This window comes from Enterococcus sp. OL5, assembly GCF_006491895.1.
Classification (GTDB): Bacteria; Bacillota; Bacilli; order Lactobacillales; family Enterococcaceae; genus Enterococcus_D; species Enterococcus_D innesii.
In genome coordinates, this window is record NZ_VHIL01000001.1 from 437,650 (window position 1) to 459,889 (window position 22,240).

Consider the following 22,240-nt stretch of genomic DNA (forward strand, 5'->3'; position numbering starts at 1 on the left):
CCTAAAATAACCCAAACTTTTTCTTTTTCACTTCTATATATCCTGGATAGTCAATTTGATCCCCATTAATCAAATCTTTTGCTACTTGTTTCATCAATATTACTTTCTGCAAACCAAAATCTTCTCCAATTTGCTTATAAGCTTCTTTCAAATTAAAGGTGCGTTTTGTGACGCCATGGGCATCCGAAGCGACCATCTGAACAAGATTATGTTCAACCATTGTTTTTGCTGTTTTTTGGATCTCTTTTCCAAATACGCCGACATAACTTGGCGCAGTTAACTGAGCTAAACAGCCCATATCTAAAAATGGAATTAGATTGTTAGGGTCTTTCCTAAAATGAGCATTCCGCTCGGGATGGACAATGACTGGAATTTTTCCCAGCTGTAGTAAATCGAAGAAAATTTGTTCTGTATACGTAGGTACTTCAATCGTAGGAAATTCTATCAAGATATACCTATCATCAAGATCTGTAAAAAGGATGGTATTTTTCTGTATATCCTCAATTAAATCTCCTGTTATCCTAACCTCTTGCCCTTCAAGAACTGTCAAAGGCAGGTTCCGTGCGTCTAATTCTTCTTGTAAAGAAGTAACGAGAGAAATGACCTCTGACTTCGGATTGCGGTATTTTCCATTGTTATGATGTGGGGTACAAAGAATATGCGTAATCCCTTGGCTAATCGCTTTTTCAGCCATAGCAATGCTCGCATTGATGTCTTCTGCACCATCATCAATTCCTGGTAAAATGTGGCAATGTAAATCAATCATTTCTCTCGTCTCCTTCAAATTAACTAATTTCCATAATAATAGTAGTAACCTGAATCTTTCGAGTGTTCGGCACCGTTATAGACCACACCAATGATTCTTGCTTGAACCATATTCAAAAGATCTCTTGCTTTTGTTAAGGATTCTTTACGTGCAACATTTTCTCGAACCACTAATATCGTTCCGTCTGCTTTTGATGCCATGATTTGCGCATCGGTAACAGCTACAACTGGTGGCATATCAAAGATAACTACATCGTAAAGATTTTTCGCTTCTTCCATCACTTGATTCATTCGTGCTGACCCAAGTAGCTCGGATGGGTTCGGTGGTTTTGGTCCACTTGTTAAGACAGATAAATTATCAATCACCGTTTTTTGGGCTGCTTCAAGGACGCTCGTTGAGGTACTTAACACGGTACTCAATCCACTCGCATTGTTTAAACTGAATGTTTTGTATACAGTAGGCTTTCGCATATCGGCATCAACTAACAGTACCCGTTGTCCTGATTTAGCAAAAACAACCGCTAAATTGGCTGAAGTTGTCGATTTCCCTTCCCCTGGACCAGAAGAAGTTACAACAATGGTCTTGATTTGTTTATCTGCGGAAGATGCAAATTGAATATTTGTACGAATCGTACGATATTGCTCTGAGATTGGTGAAGAAGGATCAATTAGCGTGATCAAACTTACTGCATGTGTCTGCGTCCCAGTACGTTCTTGTTTTTTTGCCATCATTGTTCCCTCCTAGACCCGGCTACGACTGCGGCGTGATTCTGCCGTTTTGTCGCCTTGCGATTTCTTAATAAATGGTGCACTTGGTTTCTTCTGAATGGTTGCAGCCAATTCTTTTGGTGACATTTTGGGTACAGTACCTAATACGGTAAAGCCTAATGTTTCGGTTACAAATTTATCATCTTTGACAGTTCGATCTAGCAGCTCCAATAAGAAGGCTAAGCCAACACCGACCATGATGCCTAGTACTAGACCAATGGCTAAGTTTAGTTTGTTGTTAGGTGAAACTGGTGTGGTACTAGCTACCGCACTTGAAATGATTGAGATTTTATCAACATTCATAACATCTTGGGCATTTTCTTGAAAGACCAATGCGGTCGTGTTGGCAATATTTTGCGCTGACACTGCATTGGTACTAGTTGCCTGAATGGAAAACATTTGTGAGTTTTGCGATTGATTGATCGAAATGGATTCCTTCAATTGTCCTACAGTCAAGTCAAGGTTGTTTTCGGACTCCAGACGATCCTTTACTTGTGTCATAACTAAATCACTGACGATCATATCCTTATACGTATTGATCATTTGCAGGTTTGTATTTACATCGTTTGCATTGGTAGTTTCTGATTGAGGCAATGTCACAATCAACTGGGCTTGTGAACTGTATTTTGGTGTAATGACAAAGAAGGTGAATATCCCTGCTAAAGCTAAACCAGCAAACATTGAAATAAAAATAGCAGCTAAGTGTTTCCGTAGAATTGCAAATATTTCTTTTAAGCTAATTGTTTCTTCCATCTTTTCTCCACTTTCCTATTCATTCTCTAGATTTAGTTGAGATTTCAACTCTTTTTGAACTCTTGCTAGTTCTTCGTCACTCACACGCTGATATGAGATGCCGTCTTGCATGAATCCTTCCCCATGCAACTGATCTTGTTTGATTGTTTGAAAGGCACTGCGATAATTAAATGCTAATGTTCGCATGTCATCGAAACTCATATCTGTTTTCATGTTTTGCTCAACAGCATTTAAGATCGTTTGATATTGGGTGATTCCATCAAGACTCAAGACTTTCTTAACGATCCCTTCAACGATTTTACGTTGGCGTTCTTGACGACCATAATCGCCGTTTGGATCTTCATAACGCATTCTTGAATAGGCAAGGGCTTGTTCGCCATTTAGTGACGTACGTCCGATAGCAAAATCAAAGCCATCTTGCGAAAAGGTAATTTCATTGTCAACTTCAATGCCGCCGACTGCATCGACTAATTCTTTTAAACCAGCCATATTGATTGATACATAATGATCGATCGGAATATCCAAGAATTTTTCTACGGTATTCATTGCCATCGCTGGTCCACCAAAAGCATAGGCATGGTTAATTTTATCTGTCGTCCCGTGTCCAACGATATCGACATAGGAATCTCGTCCAATACTCACCACCGTCGTCTGATTGTCTTGAGGACTGATGGTCGCAACCATCATGGTATCAGAACGGCCTTGTTCGACTCTGCCTAAATCACCGGTATCGATCCCCATCAGTAAAACCGAGAAGGACTCTTGTTGGGATAGGTCGACATCATTTTCACGTAGACGATCTTCTCGATCACGTTCGACTGATTGATAGGTTTCTTGAATTGAGTTTGATACATCAAAATATAATTTTGCAGCGACACCAATCATTCCGATGACTAAAACTGCAACGATTGAAAAGATAATTAAAAAGATTTTTTTTCCTTTTGACATTTGCTTTCCTCCAGTTATCTCTATTTTCTTCGATACATCTTTAAATTAGTAAACAGTGTCTGAACTTTGATCTGTCCAGGTGCTATCACCTGCTGATGTATCCTCTGAATAACTTTCTGTTGAAGCGGGGGGTGTATACGTGCTGTATCCTGTGTACCCCATTTGAGTAGCGACTTTATCTGCTAATTCGGTGTATTTCTCTTTCAATTCTTCATTGCGAACTTTGCTGATACTGTCGACTGCACTCAGATATTTTTCTAAGGTGACTTCACTTGTCACCTCATCCCCATCAAGCATTTCATCAAAAGTTTCTTGTAACTTTGCAATGCGGTCCAATTGGGTATCCGCATACTCTAAATAGGAAACAACTAAGTCTTTCCATTTACTATCCTCAAAAAAGCTCAGATTTTCACGGACATTCCCAACATCCGTTTCTTTTAGATCGGCTCTAATGATGACATCATTTTCAGCACTTTGCCAATTTGAAACGCCTTCAGTAAATAAGGCTTCCGTATCCGCTTGTACTTTTAATTTTGCCTCGATGTCTTTTAACTGATCATCAAGGGCGGTTTTTTCTTGTTGGATCTCGACTGACTCACTTGGTAATGCATCATCATCGATCCCATAATCGTCTGCAGATACTTTCACTGCAGAAAGTTTTGCGACTGTTTTAAGAACGTCTTCTTCTTTAAGATCTTTTCTCAAAAACGTTTGATCTTCGTTGCTGTAAAATTCAGCAATTTCATTTGACAACTCATTGATGCGATCTTTTTCGCTGGCAATCGCTGTCTGTGCATATTCGACTCGCTGCTGATATTGCCTTTGGTTATTTTGTCGGTAACCAATAAAACAAATCGCAACTGCGCCAATACCAACGGCTAAAACAGTCAAAGTCTTTATTAACGGCTTTCCCATGAACACACTCCCTACTTCAATTGTGCTTGTTTAAGCATTCTGCCTTCCTCTCACATAATAAAGGCAATTCTAGTTTATTATAAGAGAAATGTAGCATTAAATAAAGGAAATTCCCGTTTTTTATTTATTACGGTATATTTTTCGTCAATAAAAGACTTGTATAATGCCAAACATCAGTTATTTTAAAAAATCATAAATAACGTCTACTCTACTTGACAGTTTTTTTAAACCCTCATTTTAAATAATGAATAATTCAGTTATAATCGTTGTTCTCATCGCCTTTGAAGGTTGTCACATTACAGAAAAATAACCTTGAGAGATTAAATCCCTTCACTGTCTCAACATCTTTTCATTATAAATAGAAAAGAAAAGAAATTCAGAAAGTATTTTCATACACTTTTCTTGTTATTATAAATTAACTTGTCAAAGCTGAATTCTTTTCTTGGCGCACTTAGGGTTTCCTTTGCGACTGCTCTTTATTTATGTCAATCATTCCTGTTAAAATTATAAGTTGTCTTTCGAAAAGTGACTTTTCTCTTCAATTCCGTTTTCTTTCATCTTCTATCAGTTTCCTCGAAACATAATTAATCGTTCAATTTTTATTCCTACGCTAAAAAGTTATTACCTTGACGTCTCTTTTGCTAATTAATTTCCATTTATCTTCTTTGAGAGGCTGAAAAAAAAGTGTTTCTACCTATATATATGCTGATCGTCAGATGATTTATAGAAAACGCAAAAAATCTTACACAGGCTCAGGTATATATTTCACCAATCGATGAATTATGTGATTTGTTTTTACATCCCTAGTTTCTTTAAGATGTATAAGAAAGAGTTTTGCTTTTTCTTCATGAAAGGAGCTGCATCTTGAGAAATTTTCAAAATAACTTCATTACAAATACGGCTACGATTCGATGGCTGAAAATTTTAATGGCATTCGAAAAAAATCACCATTGCTCAACTGTCGGCTTAGCAAAGACATCAGGAAGTACGACTCGTACGATCATGACAGATATTACGAATTTAAAAGAACACTTTGGTGACTGCCTTATGATCGATTCTTCACACAAAGGGTATTTTTTTCTATAAAAAATTCTTCTGATTACCTTACAAAAAAACGTGCTTTGATTGCCGATGAGATTTTATTCCATATCATTGAAAGTATTTTTCATCACGATTTGCTTACTTCTTCTGAATGGGCAGAAAAATATCATATATCTGAGAGTACTGTTTTGCGGTATTTGCGAAAGGTCCAACCCATTTTTTCCTCTTATCATTTGGAAATTCAAACCAACCCAGTCAGCTTTGTTGGGGAAGAAATCAACATTCGCAAATTTTTTCATGATTTCTACTATGAATCCGAGATTACTGGCCATACGATTTTTCCGCCCATCGCGATTCAAAACATCACTGCCAGTGCATTTTCAAAGTGCTATCAGCTGAATCAACATACTTGCTCTTTCGGTGAGTTTAATTACTATTTGTATATCACCTTCGAACGGCATTGCATTGGTCAGCCTATCTCCTTACCAAAGCCAGTCAAAGCTATATTCGAAAACTACAATGATTTCAAGTTATTTTCCGAAATCAACGAGGCCATCGAGGAGCAATACCAAAGAGAACTTCCTTATGGGGAAATGCTCTATTTATTTTTATTAGTGAAAACACGGCGATCGATCAGCAACCTGACCATTGAACATACGTTTTGCAAAGAATACAACCATTGGCCTGAACTAAAAAAACTTGCGGCATTATTTGTAAACGACTGCTTACCCGATTCACCAGATCCTGCTCGCGATCAACTTTTGATCGAATCATTCTTTACCGTAGCAAAAATCAAACAATTATTATCACCTTTGCTAAACCACATGATTTCTGATGCCATCCAATTTGTAGAAGATAGTTACCCGGATGATTTTCAATTGTTTAAAACTTACTTGTTCACGCAACCTATAGCACTTGATACTTGGGATAGTGAGACATTGAATCACTTGAGTACAAGTTTAACAATGTACATCTCCTCCATCAGATCGTTGTATTGGCAAGAAAAAAAGAATATTGCCTTTTTATTTGAAGGTCCTTATTATCTATGCCAATTACTTAAGTGCAAGTCTGTCCGTTATTTGCGCAGTTTTCGTACCTTTTATTTCCCGGATTCCAACGAATTGTCGCAAGCATACTTAGAAAAGAATCAGATCGATTTGATCGTAACGAACTATACGGAATACATCACTGAGTACGCCCAGAACATTGATTATCTGTTCCTTAAAACCTTTCCGGATGACTATGACTGGGAAGCTTTAGAAGCGAAACTAAACACGAATTTCAATAGTTAATTTTGCTACTGGTGTCTTTCTTCTTTTTTTCTTTGTTATTATTTGGCAGTCTGAGGCGACTCTATAATGATCGTTCTTGCCGGAAACGATCATCTATGGGAATCGAAGGGATTGTGATTTATTTAAAACATAGATATTTTGACTGACTAAAGATAATCAAACAGAGTGCTCGAAATACCCCACAAATCAGGTATTTACGGCACTCTGTTTTATTGAAGAAAAGCCAAAAAAAAGAAGCAGGCCTCTGCTTCTTTTTTATGATTAATCTAAGATCGTGACTTTTACTTGACGACGTCCCCATTGGATACATTGTGCTACATTATCAAAGTGAACATCGATAATGTGCCCTTTGATCGCGCCACCAGTATCAAGTGCTAGTGCTACGCCATAGCCTTCAACATTGACCAAAGTGCCTAGCGGAATCACGCTTGGATCAACGGCAACTGCCATTGGATTTTTACGTAAATCTGTACCACTTGCGGTAAAGAAGCTCGCACCAGCTTCTTTATACGAGTAGGCAGTTGATTCCATCATTAATGTCCGACCACTACTTGTATCGCTATTGCTAGTATTGTTGTTGCTTGTATTGCTTGAACTGCTATTCGAGCTACTATTACTGTTACTGCTTGAAGAGCTATTCGATGATGACGTGCTGCTTTCAGTCGTGTTGCTGCTAGATGATGCAGACGATTGTGATTCAGAAGAACTTGAACGTTCAGCCGCTTGTGCTGCTTCTTTTTCCTCTTTTTCTTTCGCTGCTTGTTCTGCCGCTTCTTTGGCTGCACGTTCTTCTGCTGCTTTTTCAGCGGCTAAACGAGCAGTTTCAGCTTCTTTGCTTGAAGCGATTTGAGCCAAGGTTGATTCATTTTCTTTCAACTGCGCTTGAAGATTGGCGATTTTTGAATCTAGCGCTTTGGCTTCTGATTCTAGTGCTGTTTGATTTTCTTTCAACGATTGCTGGGTAGATTGCGCTTTTTCTTCTAATGTTTCAAGCTTTTCTTTCTCAGCCGTCAATGAATCGATCTTTTCTTTTTCCAAGTTTTGCAGCATCGTCATGGCATAGGCACGATTGATGAAATCTTGGATGTTCGATGATTCTAATAGGACGGTCCAATCTCTGGTTGCCCCACCATTGACTTGGATGTCTTTCATACGTTCCGCAACGACTGCTTCACGCTTTTCAATTGTTTCTTGTGCAGTTTTGATTTCTGCTTTGGTTGTTGCTAATGATTCTTCATTTTCAGCGATTTGAGCTTTTAACTCTTCTACTTCGCTGTATTTCGCATTCACATCAGTCAATGCAATCTGCACTTCCGTACTGATTTCCTGACTTTGCTGCATGACGGCACTTTCTTGCTCTTGCAATGATTCAAGTGACTCAGCCTGCGCAAAGATGGGAGAAACGATTCCTGCCGCAAAGACAGCGACAACGATTGTTCGTAGTTTCTTTGCCTTCAAAAAATTCCCTCACTTCTCACTATGGTTTCCAACATATCCTATTATACAAATTCTTAAGAAGAATTTTATTGCAAGACTTTTACAATTTGTTACAAATTATCGTAAAAGTGGGAGTTTTAACAGTCTTTTCCATTGGATTTCAGACAGAAGTGGGAAGAATCAGCTTTGATAAGGGTTTATTTCCTGTAACACTATCGTAACAATGCTATTTTTTTCTACGAATAGCCTCGATGAAGCGCGACAATTCTTGGCTGCTTTTTATCTGATTGATTTCTAACTTTTGAAAGTTTTTTAAGAGTCTTCTTTGATGGAAATTCAACTTCGGTAGATTCTGTTTTAAGATGCGCCATTCTTCTGGAAATGCTGCAAATCGCCCTTGCCAATCATTTTTATATTGCTCAATGTTTTCAGCCAGCTCTTTTTTGTGTTGTTCAAAGGCTTGATTGACTTGTTGCACAGCTTTCTGAAAGGCAACCAAATTTGCCAAAGTATACCCCATATCAAATGAAAGGATCATCAACAAGATAACTGGCAATAAAAATCCTGTATGTTCTACTAATGTTTGAACAAAAACTAGCATCTGGGGATGAATAAATCGAACGATGATCACGCAGCACGCTCCCCAAAATACGGAGATTGGCAGTGCTACTCTCCCATTGATATTCAAAGGGACATTATTATAGTCCCACCATGAAGCGTGAAACAGTTTTTCCAATAGAAAACTCGTGGCATACTCCAAAATAGTTACTAGTATTGCGGCTGCAAAAAAAAGTAAGACAATATGTTGATGAATTGGTCGTAATAGGTAGACAACGCCTAAAATACCAAAGCCATAAATCGGTGTGATGGGACCGACCAGAAAACCTCGATAAACAAAATGACCTGCTTTTATCGAGCAATAAATCGTTTCCCACAACCAGCCAATAAATGAGTAGCAAAAAAACAATAAAATAATTCGTTCAAATTCGAACATACATATTTACTCCTTTCAAAAAATGATGACGTATTATTGCGGTACTTTTCTTATTCATCATACCACAAAGTAAGCTATCTCATTTTCAGTTCAAAGTGACGTTCTCTCAGTGAACAGCTCATTTTATTGTTTCCTATGCTTTTATTGATTCCCAAAAATAATGGATGGATGGACTTGTTCCTTTAAACTATATCCACATAATTCTTTGTTGAAAGTAAAGTGATCTTGTTCTACGTTGGCAATGATTTCCTCCTCTGAAAATCCATGGAAATCGTAATCATTGATATAGCTACGCAACAAGACCAATTTTGCATCAATCAAAAGTACTCTTTGGATATCTGTCCAAAAAGTTGTTTCTCGATTCTTTAAAATTTTTTTCAGTTCTGCTTCTTGTTCTAACCAATAAGAATAAACAACTGGCATATCCTCTCGAATATCAGCTGGCGATAGACCTTCACGCATTTTTTTTAAGTATTCATTAACTGATGGATATAGCAATTTCATTCCCCCTAAGTATATTATTGAACCAATTTTCCCCAATAGAGATGACTGTCGTTCTGCGATGTTCGTTGATTTCTCGGGGAAATCTTATTTTACTTTCGCTTGGAATTCCCCATATAAAGTAGTTTTTTGATAAGAACATAAAGCATATATTTTGCATCAATAAAGAAAAAGAATACGATCAATTTTTAGATGCATTCCATGCAATTTTCAACTTCACCATTTTTTTTATGCTTCCTTTCTTATACTAAGCATATCAAAACTACTCTCATATTTATAATCAACTTTTGCATCCATCTAGGAAAAAAGTGAAAACAAGCCTTTATAATCTTTTATTTTTTGACTTTGTTTCATTATTTTCATCATCAAGAAAAATAAATTTCACCTTATTCATGCAATAACTGAGAATATTTTATTGCGTTATTTTCTTTCCTATTATACGATTAACTAAATAATGTTGGTTATTTGAAAGCACATACGAAGGGAAAAGTGAGAATAATGAAAAAAAGTGTTGTTTTAAGTTTGTTGGGGTTTACACTTCTTTTTGCTGGATGTACACAAAAAAAGAAGATTCGGCGGGAGAAAGTTCGCAAAGTGCAAGCACTTCAAGTATGGCCATGACATCTTCCACAGAAATGAATCAAGAAGCAACGGCCTCATCTAGCGAATCTGCTTTACCAAGTTCAGAACAAACCATCACAGGGGTCAGTGGTACAAACTACAAGATTGCGTTACCTAGCAATTGGCAAGAAGTACCAGATTTCACTTCATTGAATCCTGACAATGATTTTATGTTGTCAGATGCATTAGAAACGAAGTACTTAGCTGCTGTCGTTGAATCAAAGCAAGATTTCGCCGATTTAGAAACTTATCTCGGGTTGGTTCAAGAAAATTTGGCAACGAGCTTTGATACGACTGCCACCTTTTTACCAATTCCTGACACCAAAGCCTATTTCGTTGATTTCCCAGCAACCGTTGAAGGGCTAAATATCCACTATATTTATTATGTCCTTGAAACAGAAAATAATTATGTGCAGTTATACGGTTGGACATTGGAAAGTTTGTATGACTCCTCAAAAGATGAACTGACAGCGATCATGAATAGTTTCAAAGAAGAATAATTAAAAAAAACATCTGTAAACCACTTTTGCGTCCAATCGCAAAAAATGATTACAGATGTTTTTCTTTTTTATCTACTTACTACTAGTCGTTGCCCTACCACAATCAATGAACCAGAAAGATTGTTCCACTGCATCAACTGATTTACTGTTACACCGTACCGTTGCGAGATTCCCCACAAGGTATCTCCCGAACGCACCGTATGAGTGGTGCTACTTGAAGAGGTGTTATTTTCTCGAACATAGGCGGCACTTACCCACCCACGACCTTCAATTCGATACCAGATATTGTTGCCGTTGACACTCGTCCCGGTCTTTTGGGCAACGGCTCGAAAAGAGGCGTTGTTTGATAACGAGCCGACAATGTTGGCACTAGTAGAAGCATCTGAACGGATGTTTAAGGTCGCCGTTGTTCGAAACTCTTTATTGATGCTTTGCTCGGTATTGTTACTTCCTGAGCTTACTTCGCTGACATAGGCGGCACTTACCCACCCACGGCCTTGGATCCGATACCAGACATTGTTGCCATTCACACTGGTTCCGGTCTTTTGAGCGACAGCTCGAAAGGTCGTATTATTCGCCAACGAGCCGACGACTGAGGCGCTAGTTGATGCATCTGAACGGATATTTAGAGCCGCCGTTGTTCGAAATTCTTTATTGATACTTTGTTCGGTATTGTTGTTATTCCCATTATTGTTATTACCATTCCCACCCGTATTTGATGAGATCTCTGTCACATGAGCGGCACTTACCCATCCACGACCTTGAATCCGATACCAGGTCGTATTACCGTTGACACTGGTTCCGCTTTTTTGGGCAACTGCTTGGAACGTCGCATTGGCAGCCAGTGAACCAACGATCGAGGCACTGGTGGAAGCGTCTGAACGGATATTTAGCGCTGCATTTGTCCTGAATTGCTTATTGATGGCTTGTTCAGAATTGTTATTATTGTTGTTATTATTCGAACCGCCACCGCTTGAGGTATCGTATTGGGTCAAATTGTAGGTTTCGATCAAGTTATTCAGCTTACTTGCATAAGACGTGTCGGTTGCATAACGTCCTTGCAGCCACTGTGTCGCATCACGATAAGAACTGGTATTAGACTTCCATGCCCCATGGTAGAAGAAAACACCTGGCGAAAATGAGGTGGTTTTCAAAACGTGGGCATTGTCTTGAAAGGATTCTTTTAGCGAGGGATATTTTCGAAACTTAGCAATAATCGGATAAAGATTGCCATTCCCGTCATCTTCCATCGTTTGCATCTCTACAAATTGTCCATTGTAAGATCCCTTGATGCCAAACATATTATTCGCAAGAGTGGTCAGTGTGGACTGGCCCCAACCGGACTCTAAGATTGCTTGGGCAATCATGACCGAAGCATACAGATCATTTGCTCCCGCCACTTCTTGGGCCATCGGCCCTACTTGCTGAATAAAGGCTTGTTGATTGGTAGAACGTGCCATTGGATTGTTGTAGTTCGGCATCACCTTCGTTTCAATGGCAATCCGCTCTTCTTCTGAAAGAACCGGGATGTCGCTCTCTATTTCTGTCTCTTCTTGTTCGGAAGCCGTGTCATCTGCCGGTACCCTTTCAGGTATATCTTCGCTTTCTGGCACTCCCACAACGTCAACATTTGAGGAATCGGAATTGTCTTGTGTTCCCGATTCATCATTCGTTGTGTTGTCTTCTACAACGATCACTGAATCTTGTGTTGAGGTATCTTGCGATGAGTCAGCTGTTTCAACGACCCGAACGCCATTTTGCGCTTCTGTTGACTCAAGCGTATCAGCTAAGACACTCACTGGCAAAATATTCACCGTGCTAACAAGTGCAGCCGTTGTGGCTGCACTTTTGCGGTAAAACACTCCTCTTTTTTGTTTCATCGCTCGTCTGCGAATCAATTTTCTTTCTTCCATTTGTCTCTCCTTAAAACCACATCCAGTTAAACCTTACATTCTCACTGCAAAACTAGGTGTAAAGTAAGCAGTGCTACCAACAGAAACGTTTTGTCCTGGTCGTGGTGCGTGAATATATTGACCACCGCCTAATGCAATGGCTACGTGATACGTACTTCCTGATGAACCCCAGAATAAAAGATCTCCTGGTTGCGCTTGGCTGACTGGAATCACTGTACCGGCTGTTTCTTGTGGTACCGTCCAACCGCCAATATCTCTACCTGTTACTTGTAAAAAGACATAGCGAGTAAATCCAGAACAGTCAAAGCTGTCAGGTCCTTTGGCACCCCAAACATATGGTTTTCCGATATGTTTATAGGCTTCGGCAACGATCGCGGCACCATTTGTTGAAGCTGGTGCGGAAGGCGCTGTCGGTGGCGTCACGATTGGTGTCGGCGCTGGTGTCGGAGCAGGCGCTGGTGTCACTGGCGTCGGTGCAGGAGTTACAGGTGAACCATCCGCTGGCGTCTCCGGTGCTGCTGGTGTTGTTGGTGTTTCTGGTTCTTGAATTTCTGGTGTATCTACTGGTGTTTCCTCTGGAGCCTCTGGTGTTTCAGCCGACTCAGATCCTTGCGTTTCCTCTGGTTGTGTTTCTACTGGCGCTTCTGGCTCTTCCACTGATTCCTGGCTTTCTGCTCCTATTTCAGGTTCCGTTGAATCCGCCTGAGCAGCTGCTTCATTCAAGGCTGCTTCTTCCGCAGCCGCTTGTTCTGCTTGCTGTTGCGCCGCTTGTTCCGCTTGGGCTTGTAAAGCAGCAACGCGAGCTGCTTCGTCACGAATTCTTGCTTGCTCCGCTTCATAAGCTTCTTTTTCCGCACGCAGCTGTTCTTTCTCTTCTTCTTTTGTTGCTTCTTCGTAGGCTAGGTTACTGACTAGCACATTCAATTCTGCTTGAGTGGCTTCCAAGACACCTTTTTGCGCTTCTAGATGACTCTGTGCTGCTTGCAATTCTGCGACTTTTTCTTGTGATTCTGCGCGCTTTTCTTCAACGGCTTTTTGGTCAGCTTTTTGCTGTTCAATCACTTCATTGTTTGCTCGGATGATCGTCGTCATGGCATGCACCCGACCGACTAGGTCACTGACAGACTCCGCTTCTAATACCGCTGTTAAAAAATGATCGCCTTTGCCATTGATTTGTGTTTCTCTGGCTTGTTTTTCAATGTTTTCTGAGCGTTTGGCGATTCGCTCTTCTAATTGACTGATTTCTTGGTCTAATCCTTCTATCTCTTGCAGCAAATCACCTTGCTGCGCTAAAATGGTCGCTGTTTCTTGATTCAGTGAATCAATTTCCTCAGACAATCCGTCAATTTCCCCTTGTACGCTCTGGCGCTGCTGTCTCAACTGATCAATCTCGTTATTTTTTTGTTCAATCAATTGGTCATGATTCGTTGCAAAAACGGTCATAGGGCCGCCGAATGATGACAAGACAATGCCACACATACATACTGTTGCAAAGATTTTCTTCTTCATCTGATCCTCCAAATTCAATTTAAAAACTTTTTTTTCATTTATTTGACCATTTTCATTTTAACATAGTTCATCTACAAACCCAATCCGTAAGCGATTTACATTTTAGTTACACAAATATCAAATGTTTTTTTATTGATTGTTCCCCAGTAAAAAAAGTCATTAAAGTTGAATCAATCCCTATCTATCAACTCTTCAAGAAAACTTCATAGAAAATCTTCTTTTTCTTAAGAAAAAATAAATCATGTTTTAGATTTCACTTTTATTACATTAATTTTTTGCAAAATATGCTTGATTTACAAAATCTTATTCATAAGAAAAAGCTCTTTCCTAGTGTTTTCTAGAAAAGAGCGCGTTTTTTGTCTGTGCTAGTTGCGATATGGCAGTAATTGCCGCATCACGGCGATTTGGTCGTCAATAGTCTGTTCAGTGATATGACCAGTCAGAGCCAAAATCCCTAATCCTTCAATCACGAACATATAGTTTTCGGCAATCACTGCCAAGTTTTCATCTTTTAATACACCTTGCTGAACGCCGACTTGAAAGATCTCATGGATCGTCCGTTTCGTCTCAGAAAGTTGTGCTTGCTGCAGTGAACTGGAGGCTTCAGTTTTATGCGTATAGTAATACTCGTAGACGGCTCGCAGCATACCGTCAGAAATGCTGTGGAGTAGACGTTTGCGATGGTCGGAAAAATATTTGTTTAAAATCGTTTCAAAGGGCACTTGCTCCATAATCATCTCTCGTACATCATCAAATTTTCGTTTGGAACGCTGCTCTAACACTGCCAAAAAAATCTCATCCACCGAACGAAAGTACAAATAAATGCCACCGCGACTAATGCCGCACTCTTCGATAATGTCCTTCATGGTCGCATCGATCAAGCCTTTCTTACTAAAGACGACTTTGGCACTTTCAAGAATCAAATCACGCTTTTGTTGTTTTTTCTTTTCAGCTGTAGTCAATTCGCTCTGCTGCTTCTTCGCCATTTTTTTGGCTCCTTTCATCACATTATGAATGACACGAGTGTCATTTTGTTGTATAATCAACCTAACTTAAAAATGACACGAGTGTCATTATAAAAAAAGGAGTTTTTACAATGAATACAAAAAGCAAAACCTATCGCCTTGTCATTCGTGCCATTTTGACAGCTATTATTATTTTACAGACGATGGTACCTTTCCTTGGATTTATTCCGATCGGTATCACTAGTTTAACGATCATCCATATCACGGTGATCGTCGCTGCCATCGTTTTAGGGACAAAAGACGGGATGTTCATTGGCTTAGTCTGGGGTATTTTTACCATGATTCGCGCCTTTACCTCTCCAACAACGCCCTTAGACATTGCCGTTTTCACCAATCCAATCATCTCGGTGATTCCCCGTGTGTTGGTTGGCTTAGTGGCTGGTCTCTTATTTACGATCATTTACAAGAAGACAAAAAAAGTCGTCGCTGCGTCGATTGTTGCAGCAATCTTTGGGACCATCACCAATACGGTTCTGGTCTTAACCTTAATGGGAACCTTGTATACTAGCTTAGTTGCTAATACCTATGGTGTCGATGCTTCGGCTTTGTTCGTGACCCTCGGCGGAATCGCTGTAACAAATGGAATCTCTGAGGTGATCACAGCTGCGGTCTTAACCCCAATTCTAGTAAAAGCCTTATTTGCGGCAACCAGTTTACGTCCAGAAAATCGTTAGTCCCTTCTCTTATCCTATCATTTTTTTCACGTTCTGAGTACTCTTTGCCCAAACATTAAAAGAACCCCGAACATAGAAAGCTTCTATTCTATAGAATAGCTTTCTATATTCGGGGTTTCTTGTATTATTGGTTAAAAAAAGGTGGACAGCAAGGCAAGGATCGCTAGACCGCCTTGGGTCAAAATAATTTTCTTGTCGCTAGTCAGACTGCCATATGCAGCCACTAAGATAATGTAGATCAACAGCAAACGACTGATTTCTAAAGGCGCTGAAGCAAAGGTGATGCTATACAGTAACCCCAAACCGATCAGTCCATTGTAAACTCCTTGATTTTTGAACAAGGTCACCACGATCGGTCGCTCAAGTTCTGTCTTCGTCACGTTGAAGACCCGCGCCGTTGCTTTGGACGTAGTAGCAAATGTTTCTAAATAGAGAATATAGAAAAACTCTAAGGCAACCAGTAGAATCAAAATCGTCGATAAAATCGTCATCTTTATTCTCCTTGATGAGCGACAACGATCTCGCTCGGTTTGGCTGCAAAGTCAGGCATTTGCTGGAATAATTGTTGCAGCAGCGGGTTTTGATTGTGGGCGGTGATCGCTTCTTGGTTCGCCCATTTTTCGACCATGACAAACCGATTGTTCTCTTCCAATGATTCATAGAGATGATAGCCGTGGCAGCCATCCTCAGTTCTCGCCGATGCTAATAATAGGGTAACAGCGGCTAAAAAATCTGCTCGCTTTTCTTCTTTGATGTAAAACGTTGCATTGATGATTTCCATCGTTTTTCCTCCTCTTATAGGAATGTCGTAATTTGTTCTGCGTCCAACCGAACGGATTCATAGCCTAATTCTTTGGCTTTTCCGACTGAAAGGATCATGACAGGAACATAACGCTCTTTGTCTAAGCCAAAAGCTTCTGCTAATTGATCCGCTTCAAAGCCACCGATTGGGTTGGTTTCATAGCCATGTGCCCGCGCAACTAACATAAATTGCATCGCTGCTAAACTAGCGTCGATCTTCACCACATCATTCATTTGTTCTTTTGTAAGATTTTCGTAATGCGGAATGATCGCTGCTAATTGTTGGTCACGAACCTCCGCTGGCATTTTGCCTTCTGCTACTGCTTTGTTATAAATTTCTTCTCCTAGTTCATGACAAAGCATATCGCCAAAAATCAAGACCATTGCAGAAGAGGTATCATTTTGACGGACGTTGAAACGAATCAATGGTTTCAATTTTGCTTTTTGCTCATCGCTTTCCACAACGACAAAACGCCAAGGCTGCATATTGACTGAGGAAGGTGCTGTCGTTGACTCTTGGATCATGGTCAACATTTCTTCATGGGGGATTTTGTAGGTTTCATCATAGACACGGACCGATTTTCGGCCAAAAGTAATCTCTGAAAAATTGTTGTTGCTGTATTCTGTCATGGGTTTGCCTTCTTTCATGGAACTAATTTCATAAGTAATGTTAGAAGCTGGGCTTCTTCTTCTTCGGTCAAATTGATGCCTAACGACTCCTCAGAGCTGGCATGCTTTGAAGCACAACTAGCCAAATCGGCTTGTGCTTTCGGTGTCAAAGAAACAAAAATCTCGCGGTTATTGTCTTTGTTTCGTTCCCGAGTCACCAATTGTTTTTCTTCGAGGATCTTCAAATGCCGCGTGACCGCTGCACTATCGATCTTCAATTCATTCTGCACTTGATTTTGGGTACAGCGTCCTTGCTCATTCAAAAACTGCAGCAACTGATAACGGGTCAGACTAAAGCCGGTCTCTTTTTCAAAGATCGCCGTTAATTCCTGGTTCACGATTTTCATCCGATACAGCAATCCGCTTAGCTCACGTAAATTCATTGCATCAACCGCTCCTTTCATCATTGACTAGTCAACTGTTGACTAGTCAAGTATAAGTCATTTTCTTTTGCTTGTAAAGAGTAAGCAAAAAAAAGACCCGCAGTTAGGCGAACTTCATCAAGGATCGAATCAGAAATCCTTTGATGAAGGTGCACCATTAGGCTGCAGGTCTTCGTTACTCCAGTATTGAGTCAATACTGGAGAATTTATTTTATTTTAATTGGAAGAGTTTCTTCAAGCCCATGACGATCAATGTGGAGATCGCTGCAGCAGCGAAGATGATCCCCCACGTGCCGGCTTGAATTGGCATCGTGTCTAATAGCTCATTCATAAACGGTACATAGACCGCTGAAAGCTGCAAGCCGACGGAAAGGAGCAAGGCCCCCATCAACGGTTTGTTTTTCAAGAGGGTTTTGTCTAAACCAAAGCCGCTGCTCTTACGAACGTTGAAAATATGCATCAATTGCGCCACTGCCATAAAGGTAAAGGTCGCTGTTTGCGCATAAAGCAACTCGTGATCCGTCAACATCAGGAAGTTGAAAAAGCCAAACGCCACCAAACCAATTACAACACCACTTAAAATGATGCGTCCTAAGAAGCGCTTGTTGACGAGGCCATCAGCTTTCGAACGTGGCTGACGTTTCATGATGTCGTCTTCTGCTGGTTCAAAGGCTAACGCCATCGCTGGAGCAATATCGATAACTAGATTCAAGAAAAGGATATGCAGCGGTTGAATTGGCATTGGCATCAAGAAGATGACACTTAAAAAGATCGTCACGATCTCAACCATATTACATGAGAACAGGAAGGAGACGTATTTTTTGATGTTGTCAAAAATGATGCGTCCTTCTTTGATGGCATCGACGATCGTTCCAAAACGGTCATCCGTCAAAATCATATCGGAAGATTCTTTGGCTACTTCTGTGCCGCGGATCCCCATGGCGATCCCGATGTCAGCGCCGTTGAGTGCCGGCGCATCGTTAACGCCATCGCCAGTCATAGAAACGATATCGCCTTCTTCACGCAAGGCTTCCACAAGCTGTAATTTATTTTCGGTGAGACTCGCGCAAAGACGGCCACTTCTTCGATTTTTTCGTTAAAGCCTTCCTGCCCTGCCAATTCATCGATCTCACGCCCCGTCATAGTTTTTTCATGGTCTTTTAAGCCAATTTCTTTGGCGATCATGGAGGCTGTCTTCGGATGGTCTCCAGTGATCATTTTCACTCGGATCCCCGCTTCTTGGGCGACCTTCACTGCTTCTTTGACATCTGTTCGTGGCGGATCGACGATGCCCGCAAAGCCTTGGATCTTGATTTGCCGCAATGCTGCTTTCAGCTCTGCTTCGTCCGTTCCACCTTGATAATCCTTGATGCAACCGACAGCGATCACCCGCTGCCCATGACTGGCTAACGTGTCATTGTATTCATGGAGCTGTTCCTTTTCTTTGGCATCAGCATCAGCTAAATCAATTAAGACATCTGGTGCCCCTTTGATAATCAATGTCCGTTGCTCTTCTTCATACACGGTCACCATGTATTTGTTGTCGGAATCAAAAGGCATTTCTGCAATTTTCTTCAGACCGTTATCCTGCTCTTTTTGGCGATCGATGCCGATTTTTTGACCTAAAACGACGAACGCGCCATCTGTTGGATCACCGAGGATCTCGTATTGCCCTTCGTTCTCACGTAAAGTGGCGGTGGTACATAAAGCACCGTTTTCGATCATCCCTTGCAGCGCATCATGATTGGTTGCATCGATCTCGGTTTCATCCTCCGAGTCTGCCTTGTAGAATTTTCCGTTGGGTTCATACCCATTTCCTGTCACTTTGAACATTTCCCCAGAACCTAAAATGATCTCGGCGACCGTCATTTGGTTTTCTGTCAGCGTCCCCGTTTTGTCACTGGCAATGATACTGGTGGCGCCAAGAGTCTCGACGGCTGATAACGATTTGACAAGGGCTTTGTGCTCAGCCATCGTTCGCATCCCACGAGACAATGTGATCGTCGAAACGGCTGGCATGGCTTCAGGAATGGCTGCGACCGCTAAAATAATCGAAATATGGATCATTTCGACAAATGGCTGATTCGTCAGTACCCCAGCGATCAAAACTGCCACCGCAGCAAAAAGCGCTGCAATAATGATTGCTTTTCCAAGCTTATCCAATTCGATATCTAATGGTGTTTGACGTTTTTTGTCACCGGTCAGCATATCACTGATTTTTCCAACTTCGGTCTTCATACCAGTTTCTGTCACTACGGCATACGCATTTCCCCGAGTTGCCGCAGTTCCTGCGAAAACGACATTGCGACGATCGCCTAATGGAACATCTTCTTCGTAGGTTTCTCGAGCATCTTTTTCCACAGCTTCTGACTCACCGGTCAACGCTGATTCGATGCAGGCAAAGTTGCTCGTTTCAAGTAAGCGGGCATCTGCGGCAATAGCATCCCCTTCTTCCAAAACGAGAATATCGCCTGGTACGATTTTTGCCGACTCAATCTCCATTACTTCTCCATCACGAATCACTTTTGCGGTAGTGTAAATCATGCTTTGAAGTGAATCAATTGATTTTTGTGCTCGTAATTCTGTAATGAAGCCTGTCATTACAGCAATCACCACGGCAATCAATACTGCAATTCCTTCAACCGTTTCCCCCATCGCAAAAGAGAGTAACGCAGCTGCTAGCAAGAGATAAACAATCAAGTTGTTCAAGTTATGCCACAGCAATTCCCATACAGAAAGGGATTCTTGTTGCTGGATCGTGTTTTCTCCGTATTTTTCTAAGCGTTTGTCGGCTTCTTTCCCGCTTAGGCCTTGCTTGCGGTCACTTTCAAAATGTTTCAAGGTCTCTTCAGTCTTTTGCTGGTAAAATTTTTCCATCAAATTCCTCCTTTTAATTGTAAACTTCTTGCCGAGGGTTTTCACGTTTCTGAAGGGATAAATCGGTACAGATACCTTGCACAGTCATTTTTTTTGATTTGAATCGGTCCAGGCAATTGCTGAATGAAGGGAAGATAACCAATAAGAAAAGCAAGCGCAGGTTGACTGGCTGAGGGAAAAGGTATGTGTGATGAGCATCGATCGTTTTGCGAGCAATGAAATCGCATCTTTTAATCGTCGCAAGTGATCTTTCTATGTACGTACTTTGTGAAAAAACCATCCGGCCTACTTCTAACCTATCATGGATGAAGATGTTCGCAAAGGATTTTGCTTCACAAGTGGTGAAAAAAAACAGACGTGACCAAATGGGTAATACAACTATTGCTGTAGAATTTTGGTCATTTCAGCAATGCAAAAAGGCACTTGTTACGGCATTTTCTTGAGAAACTGAGCGTTAGCTATGTTGTGATTTACATTGTTACAACTATGCCAAAAAAATAACTCAAAAAATGAGCGCTCACTATTCTTACTTAATTTTAACAAAAAAAACAAATTTTTAAATAAAATTCTTTCTTTTTGCTATAAAAAACGAAAAAAACAAGACTCCCTTTTGTTTGACGATCTAGATTCTGGTTATCCTCAAAGCTTGAAGCAAAAATAGATCATCGAACTTCGGCAGCCATCCACGAGGTCGGCAATACTAAAAAACATTCATCAAAATGGTGAGATATCAGCAACCGGCGAAATGCTTTTCAGTCTACTAGTTTAAGAAGCAACTTCTTCGCTTTCGATATAACAATAGACCCTTAGTTCAGGCAAAGCCTGTTTGATCTGCTGTTCAATAGTATCGATAAACGAACTCGGTTCTTCATCAGGTGCTAGTTTCAAAGTAAGGTCGGCGACGATCAAAAGTTCTTCTGGACTTAGATGAAGGGTTCGCAAATCTTTGATTTGAATGATTGCAGGATCGGCTAAAATTTGTTTGATCGCCATTAAATCCGAAGTGGATGCCCCTTCGCCAATCAAGAGGCTATAAAATTCTTTGGCTAAAAAGACAGCGGCAGCAATCAACAGCAGTCCACCTAAAATGCCTCCGAGGGAATCAAATATCGGATTGTTCGTCAAAGCGGTCAATAAGATTCCTGCGATGGCGATCGTTACACTCCCTAAGGCAAATAGATTTTCCGTAAAGCCTAAAAGTAAATCAGAATCCCGGCTTTCTTTCAAAAAACGGACGAGGGGTTGTTTTTGTTTGTTTTGTTCTTTGACTTCTTGCCAGCCTTCTTGAACCGCAGTCACTTCAATAAACAAACTGACGAATAAGATTGCTGCTACTAGCTGAATCTGCTCCACCTCATGGGTGGGGTCCAGCAAATCACGGCTAGCTTCGACAACGGCTAAGATGCCTCCGCCTAAAAAAACCGTCATGGCAACCACGGTACTAAAAAAATAGGTCGCTCGTCCTTCACCAAACTGATGCAGCTCACTGCGCCCTCGCTGTGCTCGGTTTTCACCGATGGCAAGAAGCCCTTGATTGATGCAATCGATCATACTGTGGATACTTTCGTTCATCAAGACTGCACTGCCGCTAAGGAAATACCCAATGGCTTTCATGATCAAGCCTAAGACATGGGTCAACAAGACGATTCTTCGGGCTTTTTGTTCTTGTTGTTTTTCCATTATGGTTCCTCCTCCGATGTCGAACTCGCTGCAACAAGCTGTCTCTTTTCTCAAGCATAGCACTGCGCTTCTTAGATGAAAACGAAAGTGACTTGAGAGGCTGCCCCTGTTTCCAATCGATTGTTAGACGGACTGAGGGTATTAAAAAAAGTCAGGATTGCTCCTGACTTTTTG

Annotated in this window: 20 protein-coding genes and 1 pseudogene; 4 read left to right on the forward strand and 17 right to left on the reverse strand. The window is 40.7% G+C overall.

Annotation, left to right across the window (positions count from 1 at the left end; translation table 11 throughout):
- Position 1 precedes the first annotated feature (1 nt).
- Genes FJU10_RS02000 through FJU10_RS02020 form a run of 5 tightly spaced genes read right to left on the reverse strand, consistent with a single transcriptional unit; the run spans position 2 to position 4,149 of the window.
- Positions 2–766 (reverse strand): tyrosine-protein phosphatase, encoded by a 765-nt coding sequence (locus FJU10_RS02000; protein WP_140965026.1) that lies wholly within the window; start codon positions 764–766, stop codon positions 2–4.
- A 23-nt stretch (positions 767–789) separates the two neighbouring features.
- Positions 790–1,497 (reverse strand): CpsD/CapB family tyrosine-protein kinase, encoded by a 708-nt coding sequence (locus tag FJU10_RS02005; protein ID WP_005234973.1) that lies wholly within the window; start codon positions 1,495–1,497, stop codon positions 790–792.
- A 9-nt stretch (positions 1,498–1,506) separates the two neighbouring features.
- The gene (locus FJU10_RS02010; RefSeq protein ID WP_140965027.1) at positions 1,507–2,286 is read right to left on the reverse strand and encodes a YveK family protein; all 780 of its coding nucleotides are present in this window, start codon (positions 2,284–2,286) and stop codon (positions 1,507–1,509) included.
- A 15-nt stretch (positions 2,287–2,301) separates the two neighbouring features.
- A complete protein-coding gene (locus FJU10_RS02015) occupies positions 2,302–3,234 on the reverse strand; it encodes an LCP family protein (protein ID WP_140965028.1) in 933 nt (310 codons plus the stop codon).
- Between the two features lie 45 nt (positions 3,235–3,279).
- Positions 3,280–4,149 (reverse strand): hypothetical protein, encoded by an 870-nt coding sequence (locus tag FJU10_RS02020; protein WP_140965029.1) that lies wholly within the window; start codon positions 4,147–4,149, stop codon positions 3,280–3,282.
- A gap of 864 nt (positions 4,150–5,013) precedes the next feature.
- Here FJU10_RS02020 and FJU10_RS19190 point away from each other — a divergent pair.
- Both FJU10_RS19190 and FJU10_RS02025 read left to right on the forward strand, forming a co-directional pair.
- Complete coding sequence (locus FJU10_RS19190; protein ID WP_223272945.1) at positions 5,014–5,235, forward strand: hypothetical protein; 222 nt, start codon at positions 5,014–5,016, stop codon at positions 5,233–5,235.
- Positions 5,236–5,324: 89 nt separating this feature from the next.
- Positions 5,325–6,482, forward strand: coding sequence for a helix-turn-helix domain-containing protein (locus tag FJU10_RS02025; RefSeq protein WP_262984543.1), 1,158 nt, complete (start codon positions 5,325–5,327; stop codon positions 6,480–6,482).
- A 261-nt stretch (positions 6,483–6,743) separates the two neighbouring features.
- On the opposite strand, the gene FJU10_RS02030 is transcribed toward FJU10_RS02025, so the two are convergent.
- The 3 genes from FJU10_RS02030 to FJU10_RS02040 all read right to left on the reverse strand — a co-directional run bounded on the left by FJU10_RS02030 (position 6,744) and on the right by FJU10_RS02040 (position 9,417).
- Entirely contained in the window at positions 6,744–7,940 is a 1,197-nt protein-coding gene (locus FJU10_RS02030) for a 3D domain-containing protein (protein ID WP_081119560.1), read from the reverse strand.
- A gap of 205 nt (positions 7,941–8,145) precedes the next feature.
- Positions 8,146–8,913: a putative ABC transporter permease gene (locus FJU10_RS02035; protein ID WP_140965030.1), complete on the reverse strand. Its 768-nt coding sequence runs from the start codon at positions 8,911–8,913 to the stop codon at positions 8,146–8,148.
- 141 nt (positions 8,914–9,054) lie between these two features.
- Positions 9,055–9,417 (reverse strand): DUF7006 family protein, encoded by a 363-nt coding sequence (locus FJU10_RS02040; protein ID WP_223272947.1) that lies wholly within the window; start codon positions 9,415–9,417, stop codon positions 9,055–9,057.
- Positions 9,418–10,031: 614 nt separating this feature from the next.
- Between FJU10_RS02040 and FJU10_RS02045 the strand changes: the two genes are divergently transcribed.
- Complete coding sequence (locus FJU10_RS02045) at positions 10,032–10,535, forward strand: hypothetical protein (protein WP_223272948.1); 504 nt, start codon at positions 10,032–10,034, stop codon at positions 10,533–10,535.
- A gap of 68 nt (positions 10,536–10,603) precedes the next feature.
- On the opposite strand, the gene FJU10_RS02050 is transcribed toward FJU10_RS02045, so the two are convergent.
- From FJU10_RS02050 to FJU10_RS02060, 3 genes are all read right to left on the reverse strand, one after another.
- Positions 10,604–12,448 carry a glucosaminidase domain-containing protein gene (locus FJU10_RS02050; protein ID WP_140965031.1) on the reverse strand — a complete coding sequence of 615 codons (1,845 nt, stop codon included), beginning with the start codon at positions 12,446–12,448 and terminating at the stop codon, positions 10,604–10,606.
- A 33-nt stretch (positions 12,449–12,481) separates the two neighbouring features.
- On the reverse strand, positions 12,482–13,957 hold the full coding sequence (locus FJU10_RS02055) for an NlpC/P60 family protein (protein WP_140965032.1): 1,476 nt from the start codon (positions 13,955–13,957) through the stop codon (positions 12,482–12,484).
- A gap of 365 nt (positions 13,958–14,322) precedes the next feature.
- Positions 14,323–14,943: a TetR/AcrR family transcriptional regulator gene (locus FJU10_RS02060; protein WP_081118135.1), complete on the reverse strand. Its 621-nt coding sequence runs from the start codon at positions 14,941–14,943 to the stop codon at positions 14,323–14,325.
- A gap of 110 nt (positions 14,944–15,053) precedes the next feature.
- On the opposite strand from FJU10_RS02060, the gene FJU10_RS02065 reads away from it, so the two are divergent.
- On the forward strand, positions 15,054–15,656 hold the full coding sequence (locus FJU10_RS02065; protein WP_081117009.1) for an ECF transporter S component: 603 nt from the start codon (positions 15,054–15,056) through the stop codon (positions 15,654–15,656).
- A 131-nt stretch (positions 15,657–15,787) separates the two neighbouring features.
- Here FJU10_RS02065 and FJU10_RS02070 read toward each other — a convergent pair whose 3' ends face one another.
- The 6 genes and pseudogenes from FJU10_RS02070 to FJU10_RS02095 all read right to left on the reverse strand — a co-directional run bounded on the left by FJU10_RS02070 (position 15,788) and on the right by FJU10_RS02095 (position 22,066).
- Positions 15,788–16,147: a DUF1304 domain-containing protein gene (locus FJU10_RS02070; RefSeq protein WP_077452684.1), complete on the reverse strand. Its 360-nt coding sequence runs from the start codon at positions 16,145–16,147 to the stop codon at positions 15,788–15,790.
- 2 nt (positions 16,148–16,149) lie between these two features.
- A complete protein-coding gene (locus tag FJU10_RS02075) occupies positions 16,150–16,437 on the reverse strand; it encodes a putative quinol monooxygenase (RefSeq protein WP_081118137.1) in 288 nt (95 codons plus the stop codon).
- A 14-nt stretch (positions 16,438–16,451) separates the two neighbouring features.
- Complete coding sequence (locus tag FJU10_RS02080) at positions 16,452–17,087, reverse strand: nitroreductase family protein (RefSeq protein ID WP_008378805.1); 636 nt, start codon at positions 17,085–17,087, stop codon at positions 16,452–16,454.
- Between the two features lie 14 nt (positions 17,088–17,101).
- On the reverse strand, positions 17,102–17,509 hold the full coding sequence (locus tag FJU10_RS02085; RefSeq protein WP_140965033.1) for a MarR family winged helix-turn-helix transcriptional regulator: 408 nt from the start codon (positions 17,507–17,509) through the stop codon (positions 17,102–17,104).
- A 211-nt stretch (positions 17,510–17,720) separates the two neighbouring features.
- A pseudogene (locus tag FJU10_RS02090) lies at positions 17,721–20,386 on the reverse strand (cation-translocating P-type ATPase).
- 765 nt (positions 20,387–21,151) lie between these two features.
- Complete coding sequence (locus FJU10_RS02095; protein ID WP_189372208.1) at positions 21,152–22,066, reverse strand: cation diffusion facilitator family transporter; 915 nt, start codon at positions 22,064–22,066, stop codon at positions 21,152–21,154.
- Positions 22,067–22,240: the final 174 nt, after the last annotated feature.